The following is a 17,770-nucleotide window of genomic DNA, read 5'->3' as shown; positions in this document are numbered from 1 at the left end:
GGTGGTGCTAGTTAGATGAAAAGTCCTTTCTCACGATTTTTCGGAGGTTCTGATAAGCAAGGACAAGATCCAGTCGTTGAGGCTACTCAGACTAATAATGAAGAAGTAGTACAGGTAGCCATAGAAAAAATAGTTCCTAATAGGTACCAGCCTAGGACCGTTTTTGATGATGCAAAAATAGAAGAACTTGCTAGAACTATTCATACACATGGTGTAATTCAACCAATCGTCATTCGTAAAATGGATGACGATAAGTATGAAATAATAGCGGGGGAACGTCGCTTCAGGGCGATGACAAAGCTTAAGTGGACAGAAGTACCTGCTATAGTTCGTAACTTAAGTGATAAGGAAACAGCATCAATTGCATTGATAGAAAATCTTCAACGAGAAGAGCTGACTGCCATTGAAGAGGCAGTAGCATATCAAAAATTACTTAAGCTGCATGAGCTAACACAAGAAGCGCTCGCTCAAAGATTAGGTAAGGGCCAATCGACTGTAGCTAATAAGTTACGTTTGCTGAAACTACCAGAAGAAATTCAACAAGCAATTATGGATAAGAGATTGTCGGAACGTCATGCAAGATCTCTTATGCAAATAAAGGATGAAGAAATACAAATCAAGCTTATGGTTGAATCCATTGATAATCATTGGAATGTAAAGCAGCTCGAAGAAAAAGTTAATGATATAGTAAATCCTCCTGTTAAAGAGGAAAAAGCTCCAAAGCCTAAAAGAAAAGCGATTAGTAAAGATGTACGAATTGCTTTAAATACGATCAAGCAATCTCTTAGTATGGTTACTAAAAGCGGAATTAATTTAAAAACCGAAGAAGAAGACACCGAAGATTTTTATCAAATTACAGTAAGAATACCTAAAAAGAAATCATAAATAGATATTATAATATATAAAATATATGAAACTCTCACTATTTTGTGAGAGTTTTTCTTTTGTAACAATAATAACATTCATTTTTCTGTAAAATTTGATAGAATGGAAGAGAGTGGTTTTTTATTTTGATGAAAGTAGGTGCAAGAGTGGGAAGAATTATTGCAATAGCCAACCAAAAAGGTGGTGTAGGTAAAACTACTACATCCGTTAACTTAAGTGCCTGTCTTGCATACTTAGGAAAGAAGGTTTTACTGGTAGATATTGATCCCCAGGGAAATGCTTCTAGTGGCGTTGGTGTCAACAAAGGCGATGTGAATCAATGTATTTATGATGTGTTAATAGATGATGTTAGTGTAAAAGAGACAATTTTAGAAACGAAAGTGGAAAATTTACATATAGTTCCTGCAACCATTTCTTTAGCAGGTGCAGAAATTGAACTAGTATCTACCATTTCAAGAGAGGTACGACTTAAAAAAGCTTTGCAGGAAGTGCAAGCTGATTATGAGTATATTATTATAGATTGTCCTCCTTCACTTGGTCTCTTAACCATCAATTCTCTTACTGCTGCTGATGCTATTATTATCCCAGTTCAATGTGAATTTTATGCTTTGGAAGGGTTAAGCCAGTTACTGAGTACGATTCGATTGGTGCAAAAACACTTAAACAAAACGTTAGCAATTGACGGCGTGTTATTAACAATGTTTGATGCCAGAACAAATCTTGGCATTCAGGTAATTGAAGAAGTTAAAAAATATTTCCAAGACAAAGTATATAAATCTATTATTCCAAGGAATGTTCGTTTAAGTGAAGCACCTAGTCACGGAGAGCCTATAATTATTTATGATCCAAAATCTCGAGGAGCGGAAGTATATTTAGAACTTGCGAAGGAAGTGATTCGTCATGGCTAAAGGACTTGGAAAGGGGATTAATGCTCTTTTTCCTGGAGAAGATACAATGCCAGAAGAAAAAGTAGAACAGATTAGTATTGTTGATATTAAGCCTAATCCTTATCAACCAAGGAAAATATTTGACGATGAGGCATTACAAGAGTTATCGGAATCTATAAAAGAGCACGGAGTACTACAACCTATCATCGTTCGAAAAAAAGGTTCTAAGTTTGAAATTGTTGTAGGAGAGCGTAGATTTAGAGCTTCTAAAAAGGCTCATTTAGATGCAATTCCTGCTGTAGTACGCGAGTTAAATGATCAACAAATGATGGAACTTGCTATCTTAGAAAATCTACAACGAGAAGATTTAACACCCATTGAAGAAGCAGAGGCTTACCAAAATCTGATGGAGACTCTTGGCCTTACCCAAGAACAATTAGCGTTCAGACTGGGGAAAAGTAGACCTCATATAGCAAACCATCTTCGCTTACTTACACTCCCTGATGTTGTTAGAAATGCTGTCTCTGAAGGGAAATTATCCATGGGGCATGGGAAGGCATTATTAGGTTTAAAGAAGAAAAAATCTATCCCTCTCATTATGCAAAAAACAATTAAAGAAAATCTAAATGTAAGGCAGTTAGAAGCCTTAGTTCAACGTTTAAATGAAAATGTTCCACGTGAAACAAAAAAAATAGATAAAGATATTTTTACTTTAGAAAAAGAATCGGAATTAAGAGAACTTTTCGGGACAGCTGTAAAAATAACTAAAAACAATGAAAAAGAAAAAGGAAAAATCGAGATAGAGTTTTACTCGAAGGATGACTTGGAAAGAATTTTAAAATTATTAGAGGATTAGACGTGACCTATTTCTAGGACAACCTAGAGATAGGTTATATTTTTAGGAGAAGAGGATAGGATATGGTGTTATTTGGTACATTGGTCAATGCAATACTGATCATAGCAGGGACATTAATCGGACGACTTTTAAAGGACATCCCTGAAAATATGAAACAAACGGTAATGTATGCTATAGGAATAGTAGTAATGGTAATGGGTATACAAATGGGATTAGAAAGTAGTAATTTTGTTATTATCATTATCTGCATTGTGCTTGGTGCGGTAGTAGGTGAGTGGATAGATATAGACAAATGGATTAACAGGTTAGGGCAGTCTATTGAAAAAAAGTTTGGTTCAAAAAAACAAACAGATAGTATTGCCCAAGGTTTTGTTACAAGCACACTTATATTTGTAATAGGCGCAATGGGTATTTTAGGAGCTTTAAATAGCGGTCTTCAAAATGATCATGAATTATTAATCAGCAAGGGAATCATCGACGGCTTTACTGCTATTATTCTCTCCGCAACATTAGGGATAGGTGTTGTTTTTTCAGCTTTTCCGGTTGCAATTTACCAAGGAACAATAGCATTGCTTGCTACACAAATTACAAGATTGGTACCAGAAGCTGCACTTGATTTGTTTCTTCAGGAAATGACAGCCGCTGGAGGAATTATGATTATTGGTATTGGAATGAATTTAATAGGATTAACTAAAATTAGAGTAGCAAACCTATTACCATCTTTATTATTTGTAGGTATTGTAGTGGCTTTTATTTTTTAAGTTATATCTATGCCATGCAAGAAGTAGAGATCGAGAAATGACCTTTCCCATTTCAAAAGTAAGATTTAATCGAGTACTTTGCAATACATTATATTCCATATAGCCACCGATATTAACAATTGCTTTGATTGAAATTTCACCAATAGGTGGTAAATCTTTTTTTACAGCTTTTCCAGGAAAAAGAGGACCTGGATGAATAATAATTTCTCCAATGTTATTAGCATTCCCTAAGCAGGCATCAATGGCCACAACAAATGGTTTTTGAGAAGAACTGTAGAGCGTATTAGTAGTCTCCTCTAAATTCAACGCATGGAGTGGGCTGTCCAATGTTCCAACGATTTCAAAAGGAAAAGAGTTAAGCTGTGTTAAAAATGACCCAGTCATTGGACCTAAGGCATCTCCAGTTGAACGGTCTGTCCCTATGCAACAAAAAACAAGGTTTTGATGATCAAAAGGTATATATTCTAAAAAGTGGTTGCTTAATCGCCAAATAACTCCTGTTTCTTTATAATAGATAGTGGAAGCTTGAGGCGCAGCATTAATTTTATTCATATATAAACTCGCTTTCTTTTTTAAAGTTAGTATATGCATGGTAGAAAATATTTATTCAATGAGGGTGGGGATGCAATGAATGCAACATATAAAGAGTTGGAAGCATACATATTAAATGAAGTAGATTGGATAGAATTAGGAAAATCGTTTATTGAAATTATCTTTCTTTTTCTTTTGGCAGCTACTGTTATAAAAATAGGTAAGTCAATTATTCGCCGAGTTTTCGCAGTTAGATTAAAGGGCCCGTTGAGATATTCGGAAAGAAGACATAATACGCTCATAAAGCTATTAGAAAATATTTTAACCTATGCAGTTTACTTCACATTGATAGTAGCAGTTTTATCAAAATTCGGATTTGATGTTGGAGGTTTAATCGCTGGTGCTGGAGTTATAGGCTTAGCGATAGGGTTTGGTGCTCAGAGTCTAGTTAAAGATGTTATTACAGGTTTCTTTATCGTATTTGAAGACCAGTTTGCAGTTGGAGATGAGGTCCAAATTGGAACATTTAGAGGAATAGTAGAAGAAATAGGACTGCGTACAACGAAGGTGCGAAGTTATGTAGGGGAAATGTATATTATACCTAACGGGACAATATCTAATGTCGTTAACTATTCTGTGTTCAACACCATTGTTACTATTGATATTAAAGTATCATATGAGTCGGACATAGACGCAGTAGAGAATATGTTAAAGGGATTTTTAGAAAATCTGAATTATAAATATGAAGAGCTTGTAAAAGTACCGGAAATTTTAGGGGTACAAGAGATATCCTCAGATGATTTGGTGCTTAGAATTGGAGTAGAGACGATCCCTATGATGCAGGATGACATTGCTAGAAGAATTAGAAGAGATCTTAAAGAATTTTTAGAGCAATCTGGGGTGGATATTCCGTATCCAATCGTCGTACGTAATGCGAAAACTAATGAGTAGGTGAGAGTAAATGGAAAGAAAAAAATTTCAGCTAAATGATATTGTAGAGATGAAGAAGCAACATCCTTGTGGAACAAATCGTTGGAAAATAATACGCATAGGGGCAGATATACGGATTAAATGTGAAGGTTGTCAGCATAGTGTCATGATTCCACGTATAGAATTCGAGAAGAAAATGAAAAAAGTGCTTGTACAAGCTGAGACAGAGTAAAGATAGACTTTTACTGTCAAAATCAATATAATAGACAGGTTAAAGGGAATACGTTAAGTAAGAAAATTGAAGGGTTGTGACATATATGGCATTAACAGCAGGAATTGTTGGGTTACCAAATGTAGGTAAATCCACATTATTTAATGCAATAACAAAAGCAGGGGCTTTAGCTGCAAACTATCCATTTGCAACAATAGATCCTAACGTAGGGATTGTTGAAGTACCGGATGCTCGTTTAGATAAACTGACAGAATTAGTAGTACCAAAGAAAACAGTGCCAACTGCATTTGAGTTTACTGATATTGCTGGAATAGTAGCAGGAGCAAGTAAAGGCGAAGGCCTAGGCAATAAGTTTCTTGCTCATATTCGTGAGGTAGATGCAATTTGTCAGGTTGTACGATGCTTCCAGGATGACAATATAACGCATGTAGCTGGAAAGGTAGATCCAATTTCTGATATAGAAGTTATTAATTTGGAGTTAATTTTAGCTGATTTAGAAAGCGTAGATAAACGTTTAGCAAGAGTTGCTAAGATGGCTAAACAAAAAGATAAAGAAGCAATGGTAGAAGAGCCTATATTGACTCGTTTAAAAGAAGCATTTGAAGAAGGTAAGTCTGGTCGCTCTGTAGATTTTACAGAAGAAGAGCTTCGTGTTGTTAAAGGCCTTCACTTGTTAACCATCAAGCCAATGCTTTATGTAGCAAATGTATCTGAGGATGACATTATGGAATCAGAAGATAATGAGTACGTTCAAAAAGTGCGTGCATTTGCTGCAGAGGAAGGTGCGCAGGTCATAGTTGTATGTGCCAAAATCGAAGAAGAGATGGCTGCTCTAGAGGACGATGAAAAGCAAATGTTCTTAGAGGAGCTAGGTATTCAAGAATCTGGTTTAGATCAGCTTATTAAAGCATCATATTCCTTACTTGGACTAGCTACTTACTTTACAGCTGGAGTGCAAGAAGTTCGTGCTTGGACATTCCGTAAGGGTATGAAGGCTCCTCAATGTGCGGGTGTCATTCACTCCGACTTTGAAAAAGGATTTATCCGTGCTGAGACAGTTGCTTACGACGATTTAGTTTCAGCAGGTTCAATGTCTGCTGCGAAAGAAGCAGGTAAGGTACGTTTAGAGGGTAAAGAATATATTGTACAAGACGGGGACGTTATGTTGTTCCGTTTCAACGTTTAATATCAAAAGACCGGTTTGCATTATGCAGACCGGTCTTTTTTAATTACATATAATATTGGAAGGGTAGGATCATCTTTTATTAAACTATCGTTAGGAATTTTCCTTAACTCTTTATACATAGCAAAGTCTCCAGCTGCACCAGCAATAAGCCAGGCACCTAGTAAGACTAATATGGGAGATTCGATCATGTAACCTATAATAACAGGTAATATTCCCGTCATCCAAAATGGGAGCAGTAATGCCTTTTTCATCGATCGATTGGAAATGGGAAGGGAGGTAGTTGCATAAGCAACCCCTAATTTAAGATTCACACCATAGTCCATTTTGTTCCACGGGACCTTACCGAACAACCAAAAGCCAAGCAGATGGAATGCTTCATGTAAGACTATTAAAAGTATAAAACCAAGGAATGTTAATAAAAGACCTAAAAGAGTAATGTTTATTTCATATTCTCTATAAATAAAACCATATAAAACTAGACCTAATATAGAAAATAGAATAGTCATCCATAGGCTATGCCAAGCTACCTTCTTTATATCAATTTCGATAGTAGAAAGAATCGACTCGTTTTTTTCCAACCTCATTCCCCCTTTACACGATTATAGACAAATATTTGAAATAAGACAATCAATCCTTGATATAAGTAAAAGTGTATGATACAATAAACCGATGTGAGTAATAGCATTACTTGCTCCTTGTCGGCTGACCACAGTTCGACCAAAGACCATAGGGAGGTGTAAATAGATGAGAAAGTACGAATTAATGTACATTATCCAACCAGCAATCGAAGAAGATGCGAAAAAAGCTCTAGTTGAGCGTTTCAACGAAATCTTAACTTCAAATGGTGCTGAGATCATCGAAGCTAAAGAGTGGGGTAAACGCCGCTTAGCGTACGAAATCAATGACTTACGTGAAGGTTTCTACCAAATCGTTAAAGTAAACGCTGATTCTCAAGCAATCGATGAATACATTCGTTTAGCTAACATCAATGAAGACATTATCCGTCACATTGCTGTTCGTATGGACGATAAATAATAACAATCGACGATGAATGCTGAACGAGGGAGGTTATTAACTGATGATTAACCGTGTCGTATTAGTTGGAAGACTAACAAAAGATCCGGAACTTCGATATACACCGAGTGGAGTAGCAATGGCTAGATTTACACTTGCTGTAAATCGTACATTCTCTAATCAACAAGGTGAAAGAGAAGCTGATTTTATCAACTGTGTCGTTTGGAGAAAACAAGCAGAAAACACAGCCAATTTCTTGAAAAAAGGAAGTTTAGCAGGTGTAGAAGGCAGAATTCAAACGGGTAGTTATGAAGGACAAGATGGTAAGCGTGTATATACGACGGATGTTGTCGCAGACAGCGTTCAGTTCTTAGAACCACGTGGAGGCTCTGGTGAACGTAGCCAAGGTGGACAATCATATGGTGGCGGACAACAGAATTCTAATCCAACATATCAGCAAAACCAACCAATGAATCAGCAAAACTATACGCGTGTAGATGAAGATCCATTTGGAAATAGTAGCGGTCCGATAGAAGTATCGGATGACGACTTACCATTCTAAAATTTTCTCGCACGTTTTACTTTAATCGAAAAGGAGGCAACCTATTATGGCACCACGTCGCGGAGGCAAAAGACGCCGTAAAGTTTGTTACTTCACTGCTAACAACATCACACACATCGATTATAAAGATGTAGATTTGTTGAAAAAATTCGTGTCAGAACGTGGGAAAATTCTTCCACGTCGTGTGACAGGAACTAGCGCGAAGTACCAACGTAAGTTAACACGAGCTATCAAAGTATCTCGTATTATGGCTTTACTACCATTCTCTTCTGAAGAGAGATAAGTATATATGAAAGACCGGGAAACCGGTCTTTTTTTTGTTGTCTTTATTATGTAGAGAACGGTAATAACTTAACTTTTATAGTATGTGTAGCTCATTAGCGGGTCATATTCCTATGGTTCAAATAGGATCAACAGAACTTAGACGTACTACATTCTACCTGAAAGAATCAGCTAGACCATAATAGCTATTACAAGATCTCGTTAGCATAATATTGGTTTTTCGATTAACTCGTTGGAAGTGGACATTAGTGAAAGAAATTTCATTGTATCTGTGCATAGCAAAGCATATCAAAATCTTTATTTTTATTGCTTGGTCGTATACTAAATAAAAAGGAATTATGAGGTTGACTCGAATAATATAAACTATACAAGAATCATTTACTAAAACCTTCCATAGTACATTTCACCTAATCAGTGTGGTAACATGTAATTTTAGTTGTATAGCAAAATCTGTTACAATGGATAGATGATTATAAAAAAGGAAGGTCGATCATGCAAAAGAATCAGTCAAGCTATTTAACGTTTGGATCTTTAATGATTGCACTATTTGCTATTTTGATAGCAATGTCCGTGTATGTTCCAATTCTAACAATTATCACGTCCCTAATAGCGCCTTTACCTTTAGCTTGGTATAGTGCCAAGTTTGAAAGAAAAGAGTCTTTACTTGTTACAGTTGTAGCAGTTATTATTACTTTTATTATTGGAGGTATAGTAGGTGTTACACTTGGTTTAATAGTAGGTCCAGTTGGTTTTCTAATAGGAGATTCTTTACGAAGAAAGCAGACAAAGCTATATATGCTAATGGCCACAGGAATATTTGTACTACTCATGACAGCTGCTCAGTATATAGTTTCTATTTTAGTATTAAATATTAACCTAATAGAGCAATTTTTAGAGGGCATTAAAATATCCTATGAACAAGTCGGTAATTTACTGGAATCAGCTAATCAAAAACCAGAAACCTATGATGAGATGGTTAGGCAGTTTTTAATTGTCCTAGAAGCTTTAACGCCAACTTACTTTATTTTTCTTATGTTTATAACGGCATTTATCTATATTGCTGTGAACTTACCTATTTTAAAGAAATTAAAAGTACCAGTTCCAAAATTTCCTAAATACATGTATTTTAAATTACCTAAAGCGGTGTTGTGGTATTATTTAGTTGTAGCTATTATATCCTTAGTTACAACATTTGAGGTAGGTACCTTTAGCTATATGCTTATCATAAATGCTACATTCATTTTAAGGGCATTATTATTCTTACAAGGTGTATCCCTGATTCAATATTATTTTCATATTCAGGGTTGGCCAAAATGGAGTGCTATTTTAGCTACCTTCTTAGCAATTCCGCTCTATACGTTTACTATTATCCTAGGTGTGTTAGATTTAGGATTTAATTTGCGAGCATATTTAAAAGACAGATACAAGAAATAAGGAGCTGATTCAGTGGCGTCTTTTTTTAGAAAACGACCAATACGATATCCACTAATATTATTTATGTTCTTAGGTGGAGTGGCATCCTATTTGCTTCTATCTGACAACCTGTTAGTTGGATTATTATTTGCGCTATTAGTTATTGGCGTATTCATATATGCATGGATTATCGAGCAACGTGTTTATGAAGAAACAGAAAGGCATATAGAGACGCTTTCCTACAGGATGAAGAAGGTAGGGGAAGAAGCCTTGCTTGAAATGCCTATTGGGATTATTCTCATCAACGATCAGCATGTTGTGGAATGGGCCAATCCGTATATGACACAGCAGCTACCCTTTGACACAATTATAGGGGAAGAGTTGCTTTCCATATCCTCTGATTTTCAGCAGCTACTAAAGCAAGAGGATTCTAAGGAAATGGTGATCTCTTTAGACGATCATAACTATAAGGTGTTTTATAAAGCAGAGGAAAAACTTCTATACTTCTTTGATATTACGGAGCAAATAGAAATGGAATCCCTCTATTATGGCGATCGTACGGTTATCGGTGTATTATTCATCGATAACTATGATGAGATATCACAGGGAATGGATGACCAAACCAGAGGACAGTTAAACAGCCTGGTAACCTCGTGTGTAAATAATTGGGGTGCCAAGTATGGTATATACGTTAAAAGAATATCCTCTGATCGTTTTTTAGCTGTATTTAATGAATCCATATTAATGGAACTAGAGAAAAGTAAGTTCTCCATTTTAGATGATATTAGAGAAACCACCTCTAAATTTGGTTTTTCTTTAACTTTAAGTGTAGGAGTAGGGGCAGGTTCTACTTCTCTAGTAGAATTAGGAGCACTTGCACAATCCAGCTTAGATTTAGTTTTAGGACGTGGTGGAGATCAAGTAGCCATCAAACATCCTAATGGAAAGGTAAAATTCTATGGAGGCAAAACAAATCCCGTAGAAAAGCGGACGCGCGTGAGAGCCAGAGTTATCTCCCATGCATTGAAGGACCTCATACAGGATAGTGACCAAGTAATCGTGATGGGACATAAGTTCCCCGATATGGATGCCATCGGTGCAGCAGTTGGTGTAAGGAAAATGGCAGAAATGAACAAGATAAATGGTTATGTTGTCATTGATTTCAATGAGCTAGACAAGAGTGTCCTTCGCTTAATGGAGGAAATTAAGGAAAAACCAGAGCTATATAATCGATTCATTAGTGCTGAAGAAGCGATCAACAAAATGACAGAGAAAACACTACTAGTAATAGTGGATACACACAAACCAAGTATGGTTATAGATGAAAAGGTATTACAAAAAGCAGAGAAAGTAGTAGTCATTGACCATCATCGTCGCGGAGAAGAGTTTATCACTAATACGATGCTTGTATACATGGAGCCATATGCTTCCTCCACATCAGAATTAGTAACAGAGCTTATAGAGTACCAGCCGAAAAACGAGAAAATTAACATGCTAGAGGCGACTTCCATGCTAGCAGGTATAATAGTCGATACGAAGAGTTTTACGCTCCGTACAGGGGCTAGAACGTTCGAGGCAGCCTCTTATTTAAGAACGCATGGAGCAGACACCATATTAGTACAACGCCTCCTAAAAGAAGACTTAGATACGTATATTGAACGCTCAAAAATTGTGCAAAATGTTCACTTTTTAAAGGATGGGATCGCAATAGCTTACGGTGATGAGAATACGATTTATAGTCAAGTATTACTCGCCCAAACAGCAGATATTTTGCTCGCTATGAATAATGTTTCTGCTTCCTTTGTAGTAGGTAGAAGAAGTGATTCTTCCGTAGCAATAAGCGCTAGGTCGCTAGGAGAAGTAAATGTTCAAGTAATCATGGAAAAATTAGATGGTGGAGGCCATTTAACAAATGCTGCCTCTCAGATAGCAGGTATCACTGTTCCAGAAGCTATCAATCGATTAAATGAAGCTATATTAGAAACAATTGAAGGAGGAAATGAAGAATGAAAGTAGTATTTTTAAAAGATGTTAAAGGTAAAGGCAAAAAAGGTGAAATTAAGAATGTAGCAGATGGTTATGCACATAACTATTTACTTAAAAATAAACTTGCAGTAGAAGCAAATTCTGCTGCTATCAGTGCTCTAGAAGGACAAAAGAAGAAATCAGAAAAAGAAGCTGCTGAAGAACTAGCAGAAGCAAAAAAATTAAAAGAAACTTTAGAGCAACTAACTGTTGAACTAAAAGCAAAATCAGGGAATGATGGTCGACTATTTGGATCAGTGACAACGAAACAAATTGCCGCGCAACTAGAGAAAACTAACGGTATTAAAATAGATAAACGTAAAATGGAACTAGATGATGCAATTCGTGCTCTAGGATACACAAATGTACCAGTAAAACTACATCAAGAGGTAGTAGCTACTTTGAAGGTACACGTATCTGAAGAAGCGTAAGGAGAGAATTCTATGAGCGATCCATTATTGGACCGTGTACCGCCGCATAATCAAGAAGCAGAGCAATCTGTTCTTGGAGCCATATTTTTAGAACCACAAGCATTAATAACAGCCGCAGAGATTGTCATGCCAGAGGATTTTTATCGGGTAGCTCATCAAAAGATATTTCAGACCATGCTTCGTCTGAGTGATCAGGGAAAAGCAATTGATGTTGTAACAGTCACAGAAGAACTTTCTTCTAAGAAGGAATTAGAAGATGTCGGCGGTATCTCCTATATTAGTGAAATAGCAAATGCCGTGCCTACCGCAGCTAACATCGGACATTACGCTAAAATAGTAGAGGAAAAATCTATACTCCGTCGTCTTATTCGCGTGGCTACGACAATAGTAGAGGATGGCTTTACTCGCGAAGATGAGGTCGAAGCTCTCCTTTCCGAAGCAGAAAGAAAAATGATGGAAGTTGCCAATCGTAAAAATGCAGGTGACTTCAAACACATTAAAGATGTGTTAGTAGAGACGTATGACAATATTGAGAAGCTACACACAAGAAAAGGTGACGTTACCGGTATTCCTACTGGTTTCCGAGATTTAGATCGTATAACAGCAGGATTTCAGCGTAATGACCTTATTATTGTGGCTGCCCGTCCTTCGGTAGGTAAAACAGCTTTCGCTTTGAACGTAGCACAAAACGTAGCAACTAAAACAGATGAAAACGTCGCTATCTTTAGTCTAGAGATGGGTGCAGAACAGTTGGTTATGCGTATGCTCTGCGCAGAGGGTAATATTGACGCACAAGTGTTAAGAACAGGTGCGCTGACTACAGAAGACTGGCGCAAGCTTACGATGGCTATGGGTAGCTTATCAAATGCAGGAATCTATATAGATGACACACCGGGTATCCGGGTAAATGAAATAAGAGCGAAATGTAGACGATTAAAGCAGGAGTCAGGCTTAGGCATGATTCTAATTGATTACTTACAGCTGATTCAAGGGAGCGGTGGAAGTCAGGCAAACCGTCAACAAGAGGTATCTGAGATTTCTCGTTCATTGAAGGGGCTAGCCCGTGAATTGAAAGTTCCTGTTATTGCTCTATCGCAGCTTTCTCGTGGCGTTGAGCAACGTCAAGATAAGAGACCAATGATGTCTGATTTACGTGAGTCTGGTTCTATTGAGCAAGATGCCGATATTGTTTCCTTCCTGTATCGAGAAGATTACTACGATAAGGAAACAGAAAATCAGAACATGATTGAGATTATTATTGCTAAGCAACGTAACGGTCCGACTGGTACAGTTACTCTAGCATTTGTGAAAGAATTTAATAAATTTGTGAATATTGATTGGAGTCAACATCAAGCTCCTCCAGCATAAAAACACGAACGAATTGATTAATTAAACATCAATTCGTTCGTGTTTTTTACTTAAGTTGGTTGACTATGGTAAAAATGATTGGTACAATTACACTGATTTTTAATCAGGACGAAATGTCTGACGGAGGTGTTGGCAATGCCATCAGTAGTTGTAGTAGGGACCCAATGGGGAGACGAAGGAAAAGGTAAAATTACTGACTTTTTATCAGAACACTCAGAAGTAATTGCACGTTACCAAGGTGGTAATAATGCAGGACATACAATTATTTTCGGAGGAGAGACCTATAAGCTACATCTCATTCCTTCCGGTATTTTCTATAAGGACAAGATTTCAGTTATTGGAAATGGCATGGTGGTTGACCCCAGAGCATTAGTAAAAGAACTTAAAGGGCTGCATGATCGCGGTGTAACGACTGAAAACTTACGTATTTCTAATCGTGCCCACGTCATTCTTCCTTATCATATAAAGCAAGATGAAGTAGAGGAAGCTCGCCGAGGAGCAAGAAAAATTGGAACGACAGGTAAAGGAATTGGTCCTGCCTATATGGACAAGGCTGCTCGTGTAGGTATACGTGTTGCAGATCTTTTAGATTATGAAGTGTTTAAAGAAAAATTAGAGCATAACCTAGAAGAAAAAAATCGTATGTTTGAGAAGTTTTATGAAACAGAAGGATTTACAGTAGAAGAAATTTTAGAAGAATTCTACAGTTACGGCCAAGAAATTGAGCAGTATGTAACAGACACCTCTAAAGTACTTAATGATGCATTAGATGAGGGTAGACGCGTACTTTTTGAAGGAGCTCAAGGGGTAATGTTGGATATTGACCAAGGAACGTATCCTTTTGTCACTTCTTCTAACCCGGTAGCTGGCGGAGTAACGATTGGAGCAGGAGTAGGTCCAACAAAAATATCGCATGTGGTAGGAGTATGTAAAGCATACACTTCACGTGTAGGAGATGGGCCATTTCCTACTGAACTCTTTGATGAAGTAGGGAATCAAATCAGGGAAGTAGGAAAAGAGTATGGGACTACAACAGGTAGACCACGTCGTATAGGATGGTTTGATACAGTGGTAATTCGCCATGCGCAAAGAGTAAGTGGATTAACGGATTTAACAGTGAATTCAATTGATGTTTTAACTGGATTAAAAACAGTTAAAATTTGTACAGCATACGAATATAAAGGAGAACTTATCACAGAATATCCAGCAAACCTGCGTATGCTTGCCGAATGTAAGCCAGTATATGAGGAGTTACCAGGTTGGAGTGAGGATATCACTCAGTGTAAATCTCTCGATGAATTACCAGACACTGCAAGACATTATTTAGAACGCATATCTCAATTAACAGGAGTTCCTATCTCTATTTTCTCTGTAGGACCAGATCGTACACAAACAAACGTTATTTCAAGCGTTTGGAGATAATTATAAGTGAAATGAAAGCCGCCAATGAAAACTTGGCGGCTTTTTATGTGAAATAATTTTAAGAATTTTCACCGACAAACAAAGATTTATCCCAGTGATTTGCCTTCTATTCATCTGAATGTAAGACCTATTCTCTCTGTAAGAAACCAGGTCTAAGTAATATATATAAACTGTCTAACAATATAATTGGAAAAGTGGCCAATAGCTAGAAATGGATTTACAAGATATTCATGTCTATCCATTTGATTCTCTTCATATACAAAGCTATAGGTGTCTGAAATTTATCGAATTATTACAAATATAACAGAGGCACCAATAGTAATATGTATAAATAAGAATTTACTGGAGGAAATTCTTAAAAACATAGGATTAAAACCTATAAAAATGATTAAATATAACAACTAAAATGTAAAAATAGAAAATAATGGATTTAAAAATACATTTTCTTTACAAGATAGACTATTCCTACACTTCACTATTTCAAATATGTTAAATTAAGATAGTGTAAAATTTGCACTAGCAACTTAAATAGGTTTGGAAGGAGCTTTATCATGCTTTGGAATAGTAAGAATGAGGAACAAGAGGGTCAAAACTTCACTGTTCTTTCAAACAGAAAATCAAATGTAGTGAAAAAAGCTACTATAATGGTATTACTTATGTCATCTCTAACTTTTAATATGGCATTTGCTAATGAAGAGGATAATAAGGCTTTAAAAGAAATTTATCATATATATGCAGAAGGTCAGTATGTTGGGGCTATTTCCGATAAAACGGAAATGGAAAAGCTTTTTGATAAAAAAGTGCAAGAGAGTAGCTCCCAATATGACGGTCTTCAACTACAAGCAGGCAATAACCTAAAGGTTATTACTGAACAAGTTTATACTCCCTCAACAAACGATGAAACAACATTGCAAAAGCTTAATGATTTAATAGAAGTGGAAGCAACCGCGTTTGCCTTATCTGTCAATGACGAGATGGCGGTCTACGTCAAAGACATTGCAACATACCATGAAGTTATTAAAAAATTAAAACTTCAGTTTATCACAGAAGAAGAGCTAGCCACATTGGAAGCTAGAAAAAGTGTTACAGATAGCTTACCCGAATTACAAACCGGCGAAACTAGAATTGTAGATTTAATTTTAAAACAAGAAGTCTCAGGGGTTACGGTAGATGTGACACCCGAAAAGGTTGTATCTGCTGATGAAGCAGTTAAGCTTCTTTTAGAAGGAACTTTAGAGCAAGAAACCTATAAAGTTTCAGCTGGTGACGTACTTGGTAATATTGCAAGTAAATTTAATTTAACCTCAGCGGAATTATTAACGATCAATCCAGGACTTACAGATACAAGTGTCTTACAGATAAATCAAGAGCTTAATGTCACTGTACTTAAACCACTTATAAATATGGAAGTAGTTTATGAGAAAAAGGTAGAGGAAACTGTACCTCATACTAAACAAGTAATAGAAACAGATGAGATGTTCAAAGGTGATACAAAAGTGAAGCAAGAAGGTGCCGATGGAAAACGAGTGGCGACTTATTTGATTCGTCAAGAGAATGGTGTAGAAATTGGCCAATCACTTTCAAATGAAACGATTTTAGAGCAACCTAAGGAACATGTTGTATTAAAGGGAACAAAAGTGATTCCATCTCGTGGTTCTGGAGTGTTTGCATGGCCAGCAGAAGGTGGCTACATTTCTAGTAAAATGGGTTACCGTTGGGGACGTAAGCATGAAGGTATTGATATTGCTCGACCAAGTGGATTTAATATTAAAGCTGCAGATAATGGAGTAGTTGAAGCTGCTGGTTGGGATGGTACATACGGTAATCGTGTAATCGTTAATCATAAAAATGGGTATAAAACGACGTATGCTCATCTCTCCTCAGTTAGTGTAAGTGTGGGAGACGTAGTGCCACAAGGCTCAAAACTAGGCGTTATGGGGAATACAGGACGCTCCACAGGAACTCACTTGCATTTTGAAGTGAAGAAGGACGGAGTTACGATTGACCCCTTATCTGTGTTAAAATAAATATAAGTTAGAGACAGTCGCTAGCCGGCTGTCTTTTTATGTATTGTGAAATATTGAATTAGGAAAGAATTAAATTTCCTGGGAAATATTTCGACAAAGCTCGACCTTAAACTTTCAATTTCTACCCTCATTTTTTCTCACTTCTTTAATGATGCAAGGAGAGTAAAAGAATGATAGAGTAATGATATATTAATTGTTTAAAGTAATGTATTTGATTAAAATATAGCAGAAAAGGGCGAAAGGGGTTTAACAAGTGAGTAAAAAAATACTAGTAGTGGATGATGAAAAGCCGATTGCTGACATACTACAATTTAATTTGAAAAAAGAGGGCTATCAGGTTTTCTGTGCATATGATGGCGATGATGCATTGAAAAAAGTAGACGAGATTCAACCAGATCTCATGCTGTTAGACATAATGTTACCCAACAGAGATGGAATGGAAGTTTGTAGAGAAATTCGTAAACGCTTTAGCTTTCCTATCATAATGCTAACTGCTAAAGACTCAGAGATAGATAAGGTCTTAGGGTTAGAGCTAGGTGCAGATGATTATGTAACAAAGCCATTTAGTACAAGAGAGTTAATAGCTCGAGTTAAAGCTAATATGAGAAGACACCAAACCATTCAAGAAGATAATGAAGTAGTTACTAATGACATTACTATTGGTCCACTAACTATCCAACCGGATGCTTATTTGGTATTAAAAAGAGATGAAACAATTGAATTGACTCACCGTGAGTTTGAACTCTTACATTATCTTTCTAAACATATTGGACAAGTAATGACAAGGGAACATCTATTACAAACAGTTTGGGGTTATGATTATTTTGGTGATGTCCGCACTGTAGATGTTACAATCAGACGTTTACGTGAGAAAATTGAAGATAATCCTAGTCATCCAAACTGGATTGTAACTAGACGAGGCGTTGGTTACTATTTAAGAAGTCCTGAGCAGGAGTAA

At 36.6% G+C, this 17,770-nt stretch carries 19 protein-coding genes; 17 read left to right on the top strand and 2 right to left on the bottom strand.

Annotated elements, in window-relative coordinates; translation table 11 throughout:
- Window positions 1-15: 15 nt before the first annotated feature.
- From noc to M3627_RS17195, 4 genes are all read left to right on the top strand, one after another.
- On the top strand, window positions 16-885 hold the full coding sequence (noc, locus tag M3627_RS17210) for a nucleoid occlusion protein (RefSeq protein ID WP_251556724.1): 870 nt from the start codon (window positions 16-18) through the stop codon (window positions 883-885).
- Window positions 886-1,031: 146 nt separating this feature from the next.
- Entirely contained in the window at window positions 1,032-1,793 is a 762-nt protein-coding gene (locus tag M3627_RS17205; RefSeq protein WP_169359841.1) for a ParA family protein, read from the top strand.
- Window positions 1,786-2,628 carry a ParB/RepB/Spo0J family partition protein gene (locus M3627_RS17200; RefSeq protein ID WP_169359822.1) on the top strand — a complete coding sequence of 281 codons (843 nt, stop codon included), beginning with the start codon at window positions 1,786-1,788 and terminating at the stop codon, window positions 2,626-2,628. The genes M3627_RS17205 and M3627_RS17200 overlap by 8 nt, the downstream gene beginning before the upstream one ends.
- Before the next feature lie 62 nt (window positions 2,629-2,690).
- Window positions 2,691-3,389: a DUF554 domain-containing protein gene (locus M3627_RS17195; RefSeq protein ID WP_169359821.1), complete on the top strand. Its 699-nt coding sequence runs from the start codon at window positions 2,691-2,693 to the stop codon at window positions 3,387-3,389.
- Here M3627_RS17195 and yyaC read toward each other — a convergent pair.
- Window positions 3,354-3,941 carry a spore protease YyaC gene (yyaC, locus tag M3627_RS17190; protein WP_169359820.1) on the bottom strand — a complete coding sequence of 196 codons (588 nt, stop codon included), beginning with the start codon at window positions 3,939-3,941 and terminating at the stop codon, window positions 3,354-3,356. The two genes, M3627_RS17195 and yyaC, sit on opposite strands and share 36 nt — an antisense overlap.
- 75 nt (window positions 3,942-4,016) lie before the next feature.
- Here yyaC and M3627_RS17185 point away from each other — a divergent pair, with 75 nt between their 5' ends.
- From M3627_RS17185 to ychF, 3 genes are all read left to right on the top strand, one after another.
- Window positions 4,017-4,871, top strand: a complete 855-nt coding sequence (locus M3627_RS17185) for a mechanosensitive ion channel family protein (RefSeq protein WP_251556723.1) — start codon at window positions 4,017-4,019, stop codon at window positions 4,869-4,871.
- 10 nt (window positions 4,872-4,881) lie between these two features.
- Entirely contained in the window at window positions 4,882-5,082 is a 201-nt protein-coding gene (locus M3627_RS17180) for a DUF951 domain-containing protein (RefSeq protein ID WP_169359818.1), read from the top strand.
- Between the two features lie 85 nt (window positions 5,083-5,167).
- Window positions 5,168-6,268, top strand: coding sequence for a redox-regulated ATPase YchF (gene ychF, locus M3627_RS17175; RefSeq protein WP_169359817.1), 1,101 nt, complete (start codon window positions 5,168-5,170; stop codon window positions 6,266-6,268).
- A 20-nt stretch (window positions 6,269-6,288) separates the two neighbouring features.
- On the opposite strand, the gene M3627_RS17170 is transcribed toward ychF, so the two are convergent.
- Complete coding sequence (locus tag M3627_RS17170; protein WP_169359816.1) at window positions 6,289-6,852, bottom strand: DUF3267 domain-containing protein; 564 nt, start codon at window positions 6,850-6,852, stop codon at window positions 6,289-6,291.
- Window positions 6,853-7,012: 160 nt separating this feature from the next.
- On the opposite strand from M3627_RS17170, the gene rpsF reads away from it, so the two are divergent.
- The 10 genes from rpsF to yycF all read left to right on the top strand — a co-directional run bounded on the left by rpsF (window position 7,013) and on the right by yycF (window position 17,770).
- Entirely contained in the window at window positions 7,013-7,303 is a 291-nt protein-coding gene (rpsF, locus tag M3627_RS17165; protein WP_169359815.1) for a 30S ribosomal protein S6, read from the top strand.
- 43 nt (window positions 7,304-7,346) lie between these two features.
- A complete protein-coding gene (gene ssb / locus M3627_RS17160) occupies window positions 7,347-7,844 on the top strand; it encodes a single-stranded DNA-binding protein (RefSeq protein ID WP_169359814.1) in 498 nt (165 codons plus the stop codon).
- Window positions 7,845-7,890: 46 nt separating this feature from the next.
- The gene (rpsR, locus tag M3627_RS17155) at window positions 7,891-8,127 is read left to right on the top strand and encodes a 30S ribosomal protein S18 (RefSeq protein WP_142540806.1); all 237 of its coding nucleotides are present in this window, start codon (window positions 7,891-7,893) and stop codon (window positions 8,125-8,127) included.
- 491 nt (window positions 8,128-8,618) lie between these two features.
- Window positions 8,619-9,560, top strand: a complete 942-nt coding sequence (locus M3627_RS17150; RefSeq protein WP_169359813.1) for a YybS family protein — start codon at window positions 8,619-8,621, stop codon at window positions 9,558-9,560.
- Window positions 9,561-9,572: 12 nt separating this feature from the next.
- Window positions 9,573-11,549, top strand: coding sequence for a GGDEF domain-containing protein (locus M3627_RS17145; protein ID WP_169359812.1), 1,977 nt, complete (start codon window positions 9,573-9,575; stop codon window positions 11,547-11,549).
- Window positions 11,546-11,995, top strand: coding sequence for a 50S ribosomal protein L9 (gene rplI / locus M3627_RS17140; protein WP_169359811.1), 450 nt, complete (start codon window positions 11,546-11,548; stop codon window positions 11,993-11,995). The genes M3627_RS17145 and rplI overlap by 4 nt, the downstream gene beginning before the upstream one ends.
- A gap of 12 nt (window positions 11,996-12,007) precedes the next feature.
- Complete coding sequence (gene dnaB / locus M3627_RS17135; protein WP_144540259.1) at window positions 12,008-13,363, top strand: replicative DNA helicase; 1,356 nt, start codon at window positions 12,008-12,010, stop codon at window positions 13,361-13,363.
- Window positions 13,364-13,498: 135 nt separating this feature from the next.
- Window positions 13,499-14,785: an adenylosuccinate synthase gene (locus M3627_RS17130; RefSeq protein ID WP_169359810.1), complete on the top strand. Its 1,287-nt coding sequence runs from the start codon at window positions 13,499-13,501 to the stop codon at window positions 14,783-14,785.
- Between the two features lie 551 nt (window positions 14,786-15,336).
- Entirely contained in the window at window positions 15,337-16,812 is a 1,476-nt protein-coding gene (locus tag M3627_RS17125; RefSeq protein ID WP_251556721.1) for a M23 family metallopeptidase, read from the top strand.
- 253 nt (window positions 16,813-17,065) lie between these two features.
- Window positions 17,066-17,770, top strand: coding sequence for a response regulator YycF (gene yycF / locus M3627_RS17120; protein ID WP_169359808.1), 705 nt, complete (start codon window positions 17,066-17,068; stop codon window positions 17,768-17,770).

It is taken from the genome of Psychrobacillus sp. MER TA 171, assembly GCF_023713305.1.
GTDB lineage: Bacteria > Bacillota > Bacilli > Bacillales_A > Planococcaceae > Psychrobacillus.
This window is presented reverse-complemented; position numbering and strand designations above follow the sequence as displayed.

Coding starts and splice junctions, on each gene's coding strand:
- rpsR (WP_142540806.1), top strand. CDS start 7,891: ATGGCACCACGTCGCGGAGGCAAAAGACGCCGTAAAGTTTGTTACTTC.
- rpsF (WP_169359815.1), top strand. CDS start 7,013: ATGAGAAAGTACGAATTAATGTACATTATCCAACCAGCAATCGAAGAA.
- M3627_RS17200 (WP_169359822.1), top strand. CDS start 1,786: ATGGCTAAAGGACTTGGAAAGGGGATTAATGCTCTTTTTCCTGGAGAA.
- ychF (WP_169359817.1), top strand. CDS start 5,168: ATGGCATTAACAGCAGGAATTGTTGGGTTACCAAATGTAGGTAAATCC.
- M3627_RS17180 (WP_169359818.1), top strand. CDS start 4,882: ATGGAAAGAAAAAAATTTCAGCTAAATGATATTGTAGAGATGAAGAAG.
- noc (WP_251556724.1), top strand. CDS start 16: ATGAAAAGTCCTTTCTCACGATTTTTCGGAGGTTCTGATAAGCAAGGA.
- yyaC (WP_169359820.1), bottom strand. CDS start 3,941: ATGAATAAAATTAATGCTGCGCCTCAAGCTTCCACTATCTATTATAAA.
- M3627_RS17150 (WP_169359813.1), top strand. CDS start 8,619: ATGCAAAAGAATCAGTCAAGCTATTTAACGTTTGGATCTTTAATGATT.
- M3627_RS17195 (WP_169359821.1), top strand. CDS start 2,691: ATGGTGTTATTTGGTACATTGGTCAATGCAATACTGATCATAGCAGGG.
- rplI (WP_169359811.1), top strand. CDS start 11,546: ATGAAAGTAGTATTTTTAAAAGATGTTAAAGGTAAAGGCAAAAAAGGT.
- dnaB (WP_144540259.1), top strand. CDS start 12,008: ATGAGCGATCCATTATTGGACCGTGTACCGCCGCATAATCAAGAAGCA.
- M3627_RS17125 (WP_251556721.1), top strand. CDS start 15,337: ATGCTTTGGAATAGTAAGAATGAGGAACAAGAGGGTCAAAACTTCACT.
- M3627_RS17185 (WP_251556723.1), top strand. CDS start 4,017: ATGAATGCAACATATAAAGAGTTGGAAGCATACATATTAAATGAAGTA.
- ssb (WP_169359814.1), top strand. CDS start 7,347: ATGATTAACCGTGTCGTATTAGTTGGAAGACTAACAAAAGATCCGGAA.
- M3627_RS17130 (WP_169359810.1), top strand. CDS start 13,499: ATGCCATCAGTAGTTGTAGTAGGGACCCAATGGGGAGACGAAGGAAAA.
- M3627_RS17170 (WP_169359816.1), bottom strand. CDS start 6,852: ATGAGGTTGGAAAAAAACGAGTCGATTCTTTCTACTATCGAAATTGAT.